This is a genomic window from Kitasatospora sp. GAS204B (assembly GCF_029892155.1).
Classification (GTDB): Bacteria; Actinomycetota; Actinomycetes; order Streptomycetales; family Streptomycetaceae; genus Kitasatospora.
In genome coordinates, this window is sequence record NZ_JARZAG010000003.1 from 316,406 (window position 1) to 330,339 (window position 13,934).

Below are 13,934 nucleotides of genomic sequence, written 5' to 3' on the forward strand. Positions count from 1 at the left end.
GCCGCGCCGGCCGGCCCCCGGGTGCTACAGCTTCCTCGCCTCTCGGACGGTGTGGAGGTGGACCAGGACGTCATAGGCCCGGCCGATGGCGAGCTCGGGCGTCGGGTCGACCGGGAACTGCGTGCCGACGTCGTACGTCGGGCGCGAGACGTCCAGCCAGGTGCGAGCCGCGGCCGGGGCCTTGCGCAGGTCGGCGTAGTAGTCGCGGTACCGGACCTGGTCGAGCGTGTACTCGTTCGTGCCGGGGCCGGCAGGGGGGACGGTGAACGTCTTCCAGTCGCCGCCGAGCGCCTGGTCCTTGGAGAGGAAGGATCCCCGGTCGAAGGTGGTGCCGATGGCGAGGTAGTCCGCGCCCAGGGTGTCGTGGAGGAACGCGCCCTGGGTCTTCGGATACGTCGTCGGGTCGGTGGCGGTGTAGCCGACATGGTCGTCCTGGGCCGACAGCAGGATCCTGCCGCCGGTGCGCCGCTGCCACCACGTCGTGGTCTCGGCCATCACCTGGTCGCGGTAGCGCTCCATGGCGGTCAACGAGGCAGGGTCGTCGACGTTGACGGTGAGGAAGGTGTAGGTCTCGGCGATGTTGCGGGCGTTCTGCAGGGCGAACTCGAAGTCGTCGTTTCCCGGCTTTCCCTGGCTTTCCATCAGCTCGAGCAGTTGCTGTGCCGTGGCTGCGTTCTGCTGCCGTTCTGCGAGCGGTCGGTTCAGGTAGCCGATGGCGTCGTCGAGGGGCCGCAGGCCGGTGAGGAGGTCGTTCAGGCGCGGCAGGGACTCCGGATGGGTCCGCCGGACGTAGTCGGTGACCGCGTCGAAGACGGGCGCGCCGAGGCTGGGCGCGCCGATGTCGTCGCCCAGGAAGTGGACCGGGTGATCGGGGTGTTGGCGGTTGTGGTCGCGCATCCACTGGACGAGGGTCACGAACTCCTCGCGGTCCCAGGGGGAACCTGCCATCGTCTCGTGCACGACCTGCCGTGCGTCGCCGTTGCCGTGCTGGAGGTAGTCGTCGATCCGCAGCCCCGCCGACCAGCTCATCTCCAGGGCGAAGGTGGTGAATCCTTTCTGCTCGACGAGGTAGCGGAAGACCCGGTCCTTCAGCGCGAAGAACTCGTGCGAGCCGTGCGTGGCCTCGCCCAGGCCCACCACCTTGGCGTCGCCGACCATCACCCCGAGCGGCCGCAGGTCAGCTGTGCCGGTGCCCGGCTCCGCCGAGAGCAGCGGGTGGGCGATCCGGTCCAGCGCGTGGACGGGGTCCGGCGCGCTGGCGGAGGCGGACACCGCCGGTGACGCGTACGCGGCCGTCGCGGGAGCCAGCGTCGTGGCCAGGACGATAGCCACGGCAGCTAGCCGCTTCCCACTTCGGATCATGTGATCACTCCTCAACCCAGGTGATGTCAAGTGCTGTTGAGAAGATGATCACTCTCGTGGCAGCCTGGGCGCGCTGGGGCCGACCCGACACTTTCCCTGGGGATAACCCCACAACCGGGCTTCGGGATCCGGCGCTCCGGACGTGCAGGCGGGCTGGGCAGCGCCAGCGTCTGAGATCACCGGGCGTGTGTCTGCCGACTCCTCGCCACCACAACGCCCCACGCCAGGGCCGTGATCAGTGCGCAGGGCGAACCCCGGTGAGCCGGTGCGCCGCGTCAGCGAGGAGAGGGGCCAGTTCCGGGTAGTACCCCCGGTCGACGGCCTGGAGCATCTCCGCGAGGGCGGCCAGCTGGCCGACACGTCCCGCCGGGGTGTCGAGGATGTCGGAGAACTCCGCGCGGATGCGGTTCGCGACTGCGGGGACGAGAAGGCTGCTCACCCACAGGAGCGCGGGGTCGTAGCCGACCGGGACGAGTCCCCAGCGCTCCCAGTCCAGGATCATGAACGGCCGCGCGGTCAGGTTGGCCCAGTGCAGATCTCCGTGACCGGTGATCCGCTCGACCTTGGTGGGGGCCGGGATGCCGAGGTAATTCGGAAACACCTCCGCCATCCATGCCGGCCGCAGGGTGACCTTCGTACCGGGGGCCGTGGCGATGCCGTTCAACGCGCTCTTCATACCGGCCCACCAACTGTCCCCCAGCTTCGGGTCGTCGCGCAGGTCCGGTGTCGCAGACACCACGGGCCCCGTGAAGTCGAAGACGTCAGCCTGGTAGAAGCAGCCGGCCTCGGTCCAGTCCAAGGCGTCGTGCAGCCGTGGGCGCGGAACGGACGCCGAGATGAACTGCTCCGCTCCGAGGGCTCCTTGGCCGGCTGGCCGGGGAGCGTGGCGGCGGCTGTTGCAGGAGACGCGAAGCCAGACGTCTTCGGCCCGGCGGCCGATGGTGGTGCCGGAGGTACCGAAGACGGACGGGCCGGAGCAGGCGAGACCGAGGAAGGCGGCGGCCTTGGCGTGTGCACCTTCCATGCGGTGGCGGGTTGCGTCATCCGGCTGAAAGGACATCTAGCACCTTCCGGAGTCGGGCTTCGGGGATCGGGTGGGCGAGAGCCGTTGTGGCACCGTCCCAGTGTTCGCGGCTGCTGGTCGAGGTGAGGACGACATCCAACGCCGGGCAGGAGCCGACGACGTGGAACGCGGCTGCGTGCGGGTTAGATCCCGGATGGATGAGATTCACCAGTTCCGGGGTCATCAGGCTGGGGAGTTCGCCACCGTGAAGGGGTGCGGACGCGAAGGTGGTGAGCCCGGCGTCGCGAGCATGCACAAGTGGCCCGGTTCCGTTGAGAGCCTGGGTGATGGGCTCGGCCATGACCAGGCTCACCGGCATCTGCACCCCGGCTAGGTGGTGACTCTGCGACCCGGCGGCGTCGCGTGCCAAGGTGATCAGCTCCGCGACAGTGAACGCCTGCGAGGTGAAGCCGGACCATGTGGCGACACCGTATCCGCTGATGCGACCGGCGTGCACGAAATCCTCCAACACGGCGAACGCGGCCAGAAGGTTCTCGTGTAGCTGCCGGCGATCGTGGCCGGACCGCTCGGGATTGTGGACGAACACCAGGTCGGCCCGACCGAGGTCGGCGAGCGAGCGATCGGTCTGCGCGCGGACGAACGCGGGGGCGAGACTGTGCCGTCCGTCCGGGTCGAACCCTGTCTTCGTCGCCACCCTGGCGGCCGGGTGCTCGACGAGGGCGGTGGCGAGGGCACGGTGTGCGTAGCCATGCGCGTAGTTGGGCGCGGTGTCGATCCAGGATGCTCCCGCCGAGAGGGCGGTGCGCGCCGCCTCACTGACGGCGCGCACCCGGTAGGTCCCCAGCCCGAGGACCGCGTTCAACGTGCCGCCTTGACGACGGCGGCGCCTTGACCCTTGATGAGGACGGACAGGACGCCTGCCACATCCTTGACCTCCAGGCCGGCGGCGTCGGCGAGTTCTCCAAGAGTGGCGGGTTCGCCGCTGAGGAGTGCGAGGAGCATCGGGGCGGCTTGGTCCGCGAAATCCCACTCTGTGCCGGCCGCAGAGAGAGTCACTGTTCCCACCTCGGGGTTAGCGGTGAGCTTGGCGCGAGCTGCGGTGAGCCTGACAGTGATCTCACGGCGCGGGGGAAGCGCGTCCACGTACGGCAGGGAAGGGGCTGGGCGTCCGAAGTGGTTGGTGTCAACGGAATCCGCCCACTGGTCGATCAGCGCCGGGTCGGCCAGGGCGCTGATCATCGCGGCTCGCAAGGCGTCCAGATACGTGGCCTTAGCCGCCGGTTCGGCGTGGCGGGGGATGTCCAGCCGCATGCTGGTGTCGTGGTGCATCTGGTCGGCCAGCCAACTGATGAGGCCGGATCCGGTGTGCGTGACGAGACCGAACGTCAGGTGAAGGGATTCGGTGCCCTGGTCTGCGGTGACGGTGTGCCACCATCCGCGCGGCAGATAGAGGACATCACCGGGGTTGAGGACGATGTCCGCGACCGGTTCACCGTCGGGTTCCTCCGGGGACTCCACGTCGCGGAAAGTAGGTGCCGTCCGGGTGGGCTCCCACAGACGCCAGCGCTTCGCTCCGTGCTGCTGGACCACGACCACGTCGTGGTCATCCCAGTGCCGGCCGAAACCTTCGTGCTCTGTCCAGGAGGCGTAAGCGTTCGTCTGTACGGGAGTACCGACGAAGCGTTCCAGGGCTTCAGCGGCGGCACCGATCGGCGGGTGAATCGCGTCGATCGCGTCCACGACCAGGGAAGCGCCTTCGGCGAGCCGGGCGTGAAGCTCGGCGGGATGGACGCGGTTCCAGGTCACCCCGCGTCGGTTGGTGATCGGTGCCGAGTACCGGTCCAGGGGAACCGTCTCGCCATCCTGCGACAACCGCAGCCTCGGCGGCTCCATGCGGTGTGTGGCGAGAACGGTGTTCAGATCGTCCCAGGACAGGAGGGGAGCCATGTTGGTCCCGTCAGCCGGGAAGACGGCGTAGGAGCGGTGGAACGCCTGGGTGAGGAACAGGTCCCCACCCAGGCGCACCGCCCACGAAGCGGAATCATGCATCGTGGGCGTCCGGCTCAGGTGTCGTTCTGGTCGGACTTGCCGCCCGTGTTGTCGGACGGCATGTCGGCGCGGGAACGCGCGGCGCGGATGCTACGGACGGCGACCAGCAGGCCGCCCCCGTCCTCCTCCGGAGCGGCGGGCATGGTGTTCTCCATCGGGTTCTCCTCTCGGACATCTCCCACCGGCCTCTCCGGCGGGGAGCTCAGCAGTGGTGGTGCAACCTCCCCGGATGGGGAGGAGTCTTGGGGGTCAGCTGCGGCGGCAGCGGGGGCAGTCGCAGAGTGGCCAGGATTCGTAGCGGGGCAGGTAGCTGAGCTGGTCGTTGCCGGTGTGCTCTTCGCGCTTGAGCTCGACCAGTTCGCCGCTCTCGTCCTGCGTGCTGACGGTGAAGGTGAGGATCGGCTGCTCACTCACGCGGTGGCCTTCTGGTGTGCGCTTCGCACCAGGGCACCCAGGCGTTCATCAGCGGTCAGGGCTGCGTCGGCGGTAACCAGGAAGTGGACCGCCTTGCCTTGCTCCCTCCGCTCCCAACCCCAGGAACAGGTCAGGGAGTCGACCAAGGTGAGCCCGCGTCCTGATCCCTTCTCGAAGTCGGGGGTGAGCACCGTAGGGAGTCGAAGCGAGCGGTCGGTCACCTCGACTTTGAGGTGGCGGCCGGTCCACTCGGTCCGCACCCAGCACTCACCACCCGCGTGAATCAGCGCGTTGGTGATGATCTCGCTGGCGCACAGCAGCACGTCGGCCACCGCGTGCGGGGACAGCGGGAGGCCCAACTCTCTGATGGCCGAGGCGATACGGTGCCGGGCCTGGGCTACGGCACCGTCGGCGGACTGGACGTGGAACACGTCGGCAGGGCGGTCGTTCACGCTGCACTCCTGGCCCTGACCTCGATCGTCACCCGACACGGCCACGGGCTCTCGCAGCGCACGCACCGGCCGTTCACGCTGCGGTGCTCGTCCAGCAGGATGCGGTCGGCGGTCGCGGTCTCCCGGCTGCCGGTCGACACTCGGGCGGGGGCCCGGCTGGCACGCTTTTGTACGGGTCGACCAGCGAGGCAGAGGCGCTGTTCAGCCTCCACGGATGGGAGGAGCGGTCGGCAGTGGTCATCTGTGTCTCGGTTCCGGTCGGGCACCCCGGCCAGCGAGGGGCCTGTGCGGCTTGGTCAGCCACCCCGGGGCGGCTCGGAGACCACAGTGCCGCCCGGCAACGGAACGCATCCGCAAGCGCGTTGCGGACCCGCAACGACATTGCGGGTCGGTCTAGACCTCTTCGGTCAATCGCAGGCCGAGCAGGGATTCCATCTGCTCGATCGTGGTCGCCGGGTCCGTGGCGAGGATGGTCGCGATGCCGAGCTCCTCGGCCGGTGGGAGGTTGCGGGCGGTGTCGTCCACGAACACGCATGCCTCGCCGGGCAGGTCCATCAGGTCGAGCATCGTTCGATAGAGGATCGGGTCGGGCTTGCGAGCCTTGTAGCGCTCGGAGATCAGGACCGCGTCGTAGTTCGCCACCAAGTCATGGCCGAGATAGGGGTCGCAGGGCTCGGAGCCGAGGCTGTTGGAGAAGATGCCGACCTTGATCCCGGCCATTCTGGCGGCCTCGGAGGCGGCGATCACCGACGGTTCGAGGTGCAGGTCCTCCAGGACTCGGCCGAGCAGGTTGGTGCCGTCGATGCCCAGCAGGGTGCCGGTCCGTTCGTTCCACTCGGTCTGGGTGATCGCACCGCGCTCCAGGTCGGCGTAGAGGGCAACGCCCTCGGGGTTCTTCGCGATCATCGACAGAAAGGTGCCCTCAGCCAGGCCGGCGCGGCGATCGAAGCCGGCGGCGCAGGCCGGGACACTGGTGGTCAGCACCCCGCCGAAATCGAGGATCAGGCCCATGCGGCGGCTCATACGGTACTCCCGGCGGTCTTGAGGAGGGTTCGGGTGTCGATCACGTGCTCGCCCAACGAGCGGACGGCCACTGTGCGGTGGGGGCGGAGGCTGCGGTGCAGCTCAGATACCCGGCGCAGGGTCTCGCGGTGCTGGACTTTCTCCACCAGGTCCAGTGCGGCCTGGCCGTCGGCGCACGCGGCCTCGATGTCGTTGGCGCCGGCGTTGGCCTCGGCCCGGGAGATGTAGGCGGTGCAGCGGTGGCGCATCATCTCCTCCGGCAGCCGGTCGATCGCCTGGTCCAGGGACGGCAGAGCCTCGCGGTAGCGACCCAGGCGGACCAGGTCGCTGCCCTCGTAGGCGTCAGCCTTGGACAGGTCGAACCAGGCGATCCCGCCCCAGCGTTCGTCGTCCATCGGGCCGGACAGCACGGTGCGGGCCTCCTCCAGCGAGGAGCCGAAGCCGTGGTCGTCGCCGGTCGAGGCGTACATCTCGGAGGCGACAGCGTTCGTCCAGGCCAGCATCCGCCGAGACGCCCCGCGCTCGGCGCGGTCCACCGCGGCGAGCGCGTAATCCAACCCGCTCTCCGGGTCGCCGCCGTAGGAGGCGTTGAAGGCCCTGCCACCCAGGACGAGTGCCAGCAGCTCGGGACTGTCGATCTCCTTGCCGATCTCATAGCCCATGTCCATATAGGAGTCGGCTTTCTGACGATCAGCCAGGTCAAGAGACAGCAGGCAGGCCGCCAGGCAGGCCATTTCGGCCATGTGCGCGAGCAGCAAGGTCCGTAGCTCGGCCGGCTGATCCTTGGGCCGCAGCGACAGCACCAGCTCGATCTGACTGTGTGCCACCGGTACCAGCGTGGCTGCCGGGAAGCTCTTGTAGGAGCGGCGGTAGAAGGCGCCATTGGACCGCAGCTCATCCACGGTCGGGCGGTCCAGGGTGCCACGGGGCGACTGGGCGGTCTGGGCCTGGGCATCCGGGGACAATCCGGCAAGGGCAGTGGTCACGCCCGCGAGGGCGCCGAGGTTGAACGTTCGTCGCAGCACAGCATCTGAGCTTTCCGCATCGAGCCTCGCCGTGCGTGCCGAAGCCGGAGAAGGCCGGTGTGAGCCGAGTGACGGCGCGTCAACTTCCGCCACCGGATGGCGCACATCGAACGCTAATAGATATGGAGTGGCCACCTCCAACAGCCCGGCCAACTTCTCAGCTGTCACCACACTGTCGAGCGGGATCGCCCCTCGCTCCACCTGGGAGACCCACGACTCCGAGCGCTCGGCCAGATCCCCGAGAAGAGCCTGCGGCCACCCTTTCCGCTTACGCGCCTTGGCGATGCGAGCGCCGATCAGCTTGTCGATCTCTGCCACAGGACAACCCCAAGGCCGTGTTCGAGAAACTACCGACGGCAACCGTACGACCGGAGCCGCTCTGTTGACAGGGGAACCGCCTGGGATACCTCGACCGAGCGAATCCGATCCGGCGGGGGCGCGGTCCGGCAATGCTTTGGCAACCGCCTTCACCCGGTGACGGGAGTGCTGCTGATGATCCGCCAACTGTTCTGGCCCATCCAGGATGTGGCGATACCGTGGATTCCGTCATCGAGCTGAGCCGGAGGGACGTGGTGGATCGCCGGGGTTTCGTGGCTGCCTCCAGCGCGTACGCGCTCGCGGCCCTGGGCCTGCCCGACCCGGACGCCGTCCTGCGTCGGGTGCGGACCAAATCCGGCGGCACAGCCCACGTCGGCCGCGGCGAGGCCGCCGCGATCCGGCAGATGACCAAGTCCCTCGGCGACGCGGCGGCCGAACTCGGCGGCGGACACGCCCGCCACCTCGCCGTCCGCTACCTCCACGACGACGTCGCCCCCTGGCTGGACGGAACCTGGACCGAAGCGGTCGGCCGCGAGCTGTTCGCCGCCGCCGCCCAGCTCGTCCACCTCGCCGGCTGGATGGCCCAGGACGAGGGCAACCAGGACGCCGCCCAGCAGTACTACGCGCACTCCTTCCGCCTTGCCTCCGAAGCAGGCGACGCCGAACTGGCCGCCACCGCCCTGCGCGGCCTCGCGGTCCAAGCGATCGACCTCGGCTTCCGGGCGACCGCGGTCCGGGTGGCCGAGGACTGCGTCGATCAGGCCAAGAGCCTCGACGACCCCCGGGCGCTGGCCTACTACCAGACCACCCTCGCCAACGCTGCCGCCCTTGACGGCGACCGCCGCACCGCCACCACCTCGCTCGCCGCCTCGCAGACCTCGATCGAACGCGCGACCGGCGTCCCGGGCGAATCGTGGGCCTCGCACTACAGCATCGGCCGCTGGGCCCACGAGGCCGGCATGATCCTCGCCCAACTCGGCGACTACACCAGCGCGCAGGACCACCTGCACCACGCGCTCGACATCCACGGCCTCGACCGCCGCCGCACCCGCGCCATCGTCCTCGCCGACCTCGGCACCGTCCGCCTCCGCCAGGACGACGTGGACGGCGCGATGGCCTCCTGGACCGAGTTCCTCGACTGCGCGGACGGCATCCGCTCGGTCAAGGTCCAAGACGCCGTCCACGACATGAGAGCCCGTCTGTACCGGCTTCGCGATGTCCCCGGCGTCGAGGAACTCGACGACCGCGCTGGAGCCCTCGAATAGGCCGACGCACCCAGTCCCCAACAACTCCGCATCGCGGAGCGTGTCCCGTCAGCGCGGCCAAACTGCCAGGTCCGCATCCCGGTCCCGGAGCGTCGGGCGGCACTGTGGGTGGAGGCTGCACGGGCGTACAGCCAGCAGGGCAGACTGGCCGAAGGATGCAAAGCGCTCAGGAGCTCGGCGCACTGTCCTTGAACTTCGCTGTTTCTGGCAGGAGTTGGGAGTCCAGGTTTTGACCGACCACCGCGAGCCGTTCCTGTATGTCGTCGTCTGCGCGTCGGGCATCGCTGACGGAGTGAGCGAACTGATCACCGCTGCCCACGCCGAAGGCTGGAAGGTCGGCGTGATCGCCGCCCCCAGCGGGCTCGGCTTCATCGATCAGGAAGCGGTCGAGGCGCAGACGGGCTACCCGATCCGTTCGGCTTGGCGCACGTCCAGCATCCCCCAGCCGCTACCTCCGGCCGACGCCATCGCGGTCGCCCCCGCGACGATCAACAAGTGGGCCGCCGGCATCTCGGACACGCTCGCGCTCGGCATCCTCTGCGAGGCGTACGGGCTCGGCATCCCGGTGGCCGTCCAGCCGTACGTCAACTCCGCCCAGGCGGCACACCCTGCCTACGACGAGAGCCTGGCCCGGCTCCGGTCCATGGGCGTCCTGATCGGCGACTACGTGCCCCACATGCCGAAGGCCGGCGGAGGCCGTGAGAGCTACAACTGGACCCACGTCCTCGACCTGCTTCGCCCGGTGGCGCGGTCGATCACGGAGAGGAAGTAGCTGTGCAGGATGTTGCGGACGAACGTCCGGGAATCGCCGCCGCGATCGTGGTCCGTGGGGGCCGCGTCCTGATGGTGCGGCGGCGGGTGAGCGAAGGCCAACTCTCCTGGCAGTTCCCGGCCGGCAAGATCGAGCCCGGCGAGTCGCCAGAGGAGGCAGCCATCTGCGAGACCGCGGAGGAGACCGGCCTCGGTGTGGCCGCCGGCAAGCTTCTCGGCGAGCGCGTCCACCCCATGACCGGGCGGCTCATGTCGTACACCGCCTGCGAAGTCGTGAGTGGGACCGCCACGGTGGCGGACGCCGAGGAAGTGGACGAGGTGGCGTGGGTGGCCCTCGCCGAGATCCCGCCGTACGTGCCGTACGGGCTGTTCGAGCCGGTGCAGGAGTACTTGGACGCCGTTCTCAAGGCCTGACGGACCCCGTCCGAGCGACCGTGGGGACAGCCACCAGTTGATGGTCACCCCCACGGCTGTTGCTCTCTACTGGCGGAGATCACTTATTCCTGACATATCGCATTCCTCTGCCATCGCGTACGGTCGACATGTGCGCAGCCCACGTGGGGTCTGCCGCACTCGGCAGTCGTACAGGTTGATGGGCTTGCCAGTCGCGCGGTCGGGCCGGGTCTCTGGTCAGCCACTGCGGGCGCATCCGGTGGCAAGCCCGGGGTCCAGACTGTTGCAGGCGTCGTCCCTAAACGTGGCGCCCCTGCCTAGAGTGTCGTCAGGTTCCCCCTGAGTGAGCGGGCCAGTGCGGTCGCAAAAGCTGGCTCAAGCATCGGCAAGCGCCGCGACGTGTGACGAAGTCATCCCGGTCGACCACCGCCGATGACTATCCTTGAAATATCCGTGCGCCAGCGCCACGCTGGGTGCGAGCATCATGGCGTGGACGACGATGCCGTGGGCGCTGAAGATCAGGTTCTCGTGCAGACCGTCTACGAGTTGCTGCGCCAGCGGGGAGCATGGCCCACTTTCACAGCCGTGGACCTGCGGGCCGACCGCGAACTGGGCATCGAGGACGCCCAAACCGCCTTGGTGGCGCTCAGTCCCCGATATGTGAACAGGCCCTGGCAAGGACACGGTTACTCCGACAACGACGAGGTTCGGCTGACGCTCCGTGGGGTGGCTTCGTGTCAGGGCGGCACAGACGACCTGGCACGGCTGAGCGATCTCGTCGAGTGGACAGTTACGCTGGAACAGCGCGCCACTAGCGACTCCGAGGTGCAGCTCACTGCTTCAAGCGCGGACTTCGCAGCGCAACTGGGTCTGCCCCTGAGTCCCTCGGGCGGCGATGACGAACAACCGACCAGTGAAGTCGTCGAGGCACGCGACCTGATGGGCCGCCTGTTCGTCCTGGCAGACCTGCTTCCGCATCTGTGGGCAGGGAGCAGCAAGCCGAGGGAGGAGCCTTGGCTGTGGCAGCGCCTCGTGGACCGGCGGGGTGTTCGCCCCTACCGTAAGATCAGCAGTGTTGATCAACTGTTGGCCTACGCCGATGAAGAAGGCCGCGAGCGGCCGAAGGTTACCGGTAACACGATCACCAACATCTTTTACAACAACGCGGTCGTCTCGCATGGTCAATCGGGGAGTGCTCCGCTCGCGTCCCCGGATGGGGAACTGGATATTCATCTGACCCTCCTTCGCCCGGAGGTCGTCGAGGCGTGTGCTGACCTCCTGCGCGCAGACCGGTTCGACGACGCAATCTTCGCGGCCTTCCGGCGACTTGAGCACGAGGTGCAACAGCGCAGCGGAAGCCACGCCATCGGGAACGACCTCGTCACAGCGGCATTCCGGGACAAGAAGGACCCCATCCGGATCTCCGATCGAGAGCAGGACAAGGGGCGGCTGGTCGAACTGTTCGCTGGGGCGATCGGACTATTCAAAGGCGACCGCTCACACAAGGACCGGCCACTGCTCCCGTGCCGCTCTCGCCGCGAATGCTTGCGGCTGCTCGCGCATGCCAGCTCGCTCCTGGATCTGCTGGATCGTGACGTCGACCGAGCGCCGGCTGTGCGCGGCTACCGTCATGACCAAGGCGCCACTGTCACCTTGTGGGTTGAGCGTGCCGGGAGTCAGGTCCAGGTATGGCTCGACGAACGGACACGGCTGGACAATGTCAGTTACCAGGCAGGCACCCTAGTCGTCGATGTGGGCGGCATCCCGGCCGGGGAACATCGCATCCATCTGGTGGAGGGGACCCGCCAGGGTCCTGCGCATACAGTGTGGATCACCCTCGAGCCGGGTCAGAAGAGCTGGTACCGCGTGGTGGAGGTCAATATCCCTCTGTACGCGGATGCGATGGCGCAACAGCAACTGGAACTGGGCGGCGTACGGCTGGCGACGCTGGTGGCTGGGGTCTTGGGGGAGCGCGTTGTCGTGACGCGGGAGACCTACCAGGTCGGCCACTATGTCGCTTGGCACTTGGCCACTTCTGACGCCAGCACCGGGCCGGTGTGGGTGCGCGACCGCCCTAGCGGCCAGCTTCGCAAGGTGTGGGACGACGGCAGCGTATTTGATGGACAGCCAGTCGCTCCCGCCCACCCTGAGAGGCTCATGAAGATCAGTATCGAGCCGTCCCACCTGGCTCTGCGTGCCAAGGCTAAGTCACCGCTACGTGTTATGGGCCACTTCACCGACGGCACGGCGACCTGGACGGCGCCGGTAGACGATCCTCAAGTTGAGACCAGTAATGAAAGAGCCGCAAAGTTCAATGGCGGCACGGTCTTCGCGAAGGAACCCGGGACGGCCGTGCTCCGCTGTCTGCACGGCGGCTGTTCCGCTGAGGCGAGCGTGGAGGTCGCGGCCCACCCGAGTGGCACACTCACCACCTACCTGTCAGGCCTGCCTCCGGTCGCCGGCATCGCGTGGACTCCGGACGGCCTGATAGTGAGCACACGCGGTCGACAGCTGTGGCGGGCGGGAACGGACGGGGTCTACCGCCTGGCGGCCATGGTGCCCGCCCAGCTGCTGCCCAACATCGGAACGGACACGTTGTCCGCCCGTAGCGATGGCGAACTCGCTGTCCGGCTCCTTGAGCAACGAGCCGTGCTTGTACTCCACCACAGCACTGGCTACAGCAGTAGCACCTTGGTAAAGCTCGCGACGGAACCCACAAGCACACCGATGGCGTTCGTGCGGGACGAGGCGGAACTGATCGTCGCCCTGCACACGGGTGAGCTCCAGCGGGTGAGTATGGACGGTTCGGCGGTCCCGCTTGGTGCCGTTTCCGGCCATCCCGTTGCCTTGGCGCGAAAGGACCAATCGCTGCTCGTCCTGTGTTCTCCGGATGCTGAAGCTACGCCTGAGAACCGCCATAACCGGTTGTGGCGCCTGTCCCTCGGCGCGCTGGACACCGCTCCTGCCGACCTGCTGGCCGGTCAAGGTCTGGCCGGCTTAAACGGGGTGGTGTGGACCAACGTCGGCATCGTGCTCAGTGACTTCGACGGAGGCAGACTCCTCGAACTCAGGGAGGGGCGAATCGTGGAACTGGCCACGGGGCTTCGCAACCCGGGCCAGCTCGCTGCTGCGGAATCGGGCGATCTCTACGCGGCGGAGTTCGGCGCAGGTGCCGTCCACCGCCTCCTGGCGTAACGAGGTCCATTGTCGAAATACTGCGCTCAGTTCAATTCCGCTCGTCAGTTCCAGGTCGCCCCGGGCAAGGAGCCCGTCGAAGGCAAACCCACTGTTAGGCAGCGACCACCAGGAAGTCACCCGCTTTGGCGATGACTTCACGCTGCCACGCCTGCGACTGCGACTGCGCATACGTCGGGTCGCCGTGGACAGCGAGGCCGTGCTTAGCACCTTCGGGCTCGTACAGCTCCGCCCCGGCGCCGGACAGAGGCCTTTACTGGCGCGAGAGTTCGACAGATTCGAAAGTTCCCTTGGTGCCGTGGAGATGCGGACGGGGACACGGACGGAGAAGCCACGGCCGCCCAGCGGTTCGGCGCGTCCCTGCGAAAGGCCACTCGCGCATCGCCGGGGACTGTCCCCGAGCGAGCACCGCTCAACGCACCAGCGGACACCCGAGCTTCGGGATTCGGGACCCGAGCGCTCTTTCTGAGGAACGGTGGGTGGTCATATCCCGCCCACCCACCCAATGTCCTTCGCAGCCAATGAGTATGACTAATCGTCACCAGTTGGCAACTGCCCGCGATCACGGTGTACGGTTCGCGCAAAGCAGCAACCCCCGCCCGGTGCGCTAACACCAGACGGGGGTCTGACCGACACGATCGAA

At 67.9% G+C, this 13,934-nt stretch carries 13 protein-coding genes and 1 pseudogene; 5 read left to right on the forward strand and 9 right to left on the reverse strand.

All coding sequences use genetic code 11. The annotated features are described in order from the left end of the window. Positions 1–24: 24 nt before the first annotated feature. From P3T41_RS06500 to P3T41_RS06540, 9 genes are all read right to left on the reverse strand, one after another. Complete coding sequence (locus tag P3T41_RS06500) at positions 25–1,332, reverse strand: erythromycin esterase family protein (RefSeq protein ID WP_348533632.1); 1,308 nt, start codon at positions 1,330–1,332, stop codon at positions 25–27. Between the two features lie 265 nt (positions 1,333–1,597). Then, the gene (locus P3T41_RS06505; RefSeq protein ID WP_280688548.1) at positions 1,598–2,386 is read right to left on the reverse strand and encodes a hypothetical protein; all 789 of its coding nucleotides are present in this window, start codon (positions 2,384–2,386) and stop codon (positions 1,598–1,600) included. A gap of 16 nt (positions 2,387–2,402) precedes the next feature. Beyond that, positions 2,403–3,248, reverse strand: coding sequence for an aldo/keto reductase (locus P3T41_RS06510; protein WP_280688550.1), 846 nt, complete (start codon positions 3,246–3,248; stop codon positions 2,403–2,405). Further along, positions 3,245–4,435, reverse strand: coding sequence for a cupin domain-containing protein (locus P3T41_RS06515; protein ID WP_280688552.1), 1,191 nt, complete (start codon positions 4,433–4,435; stop codon positions 3,245–3,247). Before P3T41_RS06515 ends, P3T41_RS06510 begins: the two co-directional genes overlap by 4 nt. 14 nt (positions 4,436–4,449) lie before the next feature. Next, complete coding sequence (locus P3T41_RS06520; protein WP_280688554.1) at positions 4,450–4,590, reverse strand: hypothetical protein; 141 nt, start codon at positions 4,588–4,590, stop codon at positions 4,450–4,452. A gap of 94 nt (positions 4,591–4,684) precedes the next feature. After that, positions 4,685–4,849, reverse strand: a complete 165-nt coding sequence (locus P3T41_RS06525) for a hypothetical protein (protein ID WP_280688556.1) — start codon at positions 4,847–4,849, stop codon at positions 4,685–4,687. After that, entirely contained in the window at positions 4,846–5,301 is a 456-nt protein-coding gene (locus P3T41_RS06530; protein WP_280688558.1) for an ATP-binding protein, read from the reverse strand. Before P3T41_RS06530 ends, P3T41_RS06525 begins: the two co-directional genes overlap by 4 nt. A gap of 393 nt (positions 5,302–5,694) precedes the next feature. Next, positions 5,695–6,324, reverse strand: coding sequence for an HAD-IA family hydrolase (locus P3T41_RS06535; protein ID WP_280688559.1), 630 nt, complete (start codon positions 6,322–6,324; stop codon positions 5,695–5,697). Continuing rightward, the gene (locus tag P3T41_RS06540) at positions 6,321–7,667 is read right to left on the reverse strand and encodes a helix-turn-helix domain-containing protein (RefSeq protein WP_280688561.1); all 1,347 of its coding nucleotides are present in this window, start codon (positions 7,665–7,667) and stop codon (positions 6,321–6,323) included. The genes P3T41_RS06535 and P3T41_RS06540 overlap by 4 nt, the downstream gene beginning before the upstream one ends. 218 nt (positions 7,668–7,885) lie before the next feature. Between P3T41_RS06540 and P3T41_RS06545 the strand changes: the two genes are divergently transcribed. From P3T41_RS06545 to P3T41_RS06565, 5 genes and pseudogenes are all read left to right on the forward strand, one after another. Then, entirely contained in the window at positions 7,886–8,932 is a 1,047-nt protein-coding gene (locus tag P3T41_RS06545; protein WP_280688562.1) for a tetratricopeptide repeat protein, read from the forward strand. A gap of 48 nt (positions 8,933–8,980) precedes the next feature. Beyond that, positions 8,981–9,103 (forward strand): annotated as a pseudogene (locus tag P3T41_RS06550) (transcriptional regulator); the annotation flags it as partial. Between the two features lie 58 nt (positions 9,104–9,161). Continuing rightward, the gene (locus tag P3T41_RS06555) at positions 9,162–9,704 is read left to right on the forward strand and encodes a flavoprotein (RefSeq protein WP_280688564.1); all 543 of its coding nucleotides are present in this window, start codon (positions 9,162–9,164) and stop codon (positions 9,702–9,704) included. Positions 9,705–9,706: 2 nt separating this feature from the next. Further along, positions 9,707–10,117 carry an NUDIX hydrolase gene (locus P3T41_RS06560; protein WP_280688566.1) on the forward strand — a complete coding sequence of 137 codons (411 nt, stop codon included), beginning with the start codon at positions 9,707–9,709 and terminating at the stop codon, positions 10,115–10,117. A 468-nt stretch (positions 10,118–10,585) separates the two neighbouring features. After that, complete coding sequence (locus P3T41_RS06565) at positions 10,586–13,291, forward strand: TIGR02391 family protein (RefSeq protein ID WP_280688568.1); 2,706 nt, start codon at positions 10,586–10,588, stop codon at positions 13,289–13,291. Positions 13,292–13,934 lie beyond the last annotated feature (643 nt).

Bases quoted from the DNA above. Each gene is read 5' to 3' on its own strand.
- P3T41_RS06505 (WP_280688548.1), bottom strand. From the start codon at position 2,386: ATGGAAGGTGCACACGCCAAGGCCGCCGCCTTCCTCGGTCTCGCCTGC.
- P3T41_RS06515 (WP_280688552.1), bottom strand. From the start codon at position 4,435: ATGCATGATTCCGCTTCGTGGGCGGTGCGCCTGGGTGGGGACCTGTTC.
- P3T41_RS06520 (WP_280688554.1), bottom strand. From the start codon at position 4,590: ATGGAGAACACCATGCCCGCCGCTCCGGAGGAGGACGGGGGCGGCCTG.
- P3T41_RS06535 (WP_280688559.1), bottom strand. From the start codon at position 6,324: ATGAGCCGCCGCATGGGCCTGATCCTCGATTTCGGCGGGGTGCTGACC.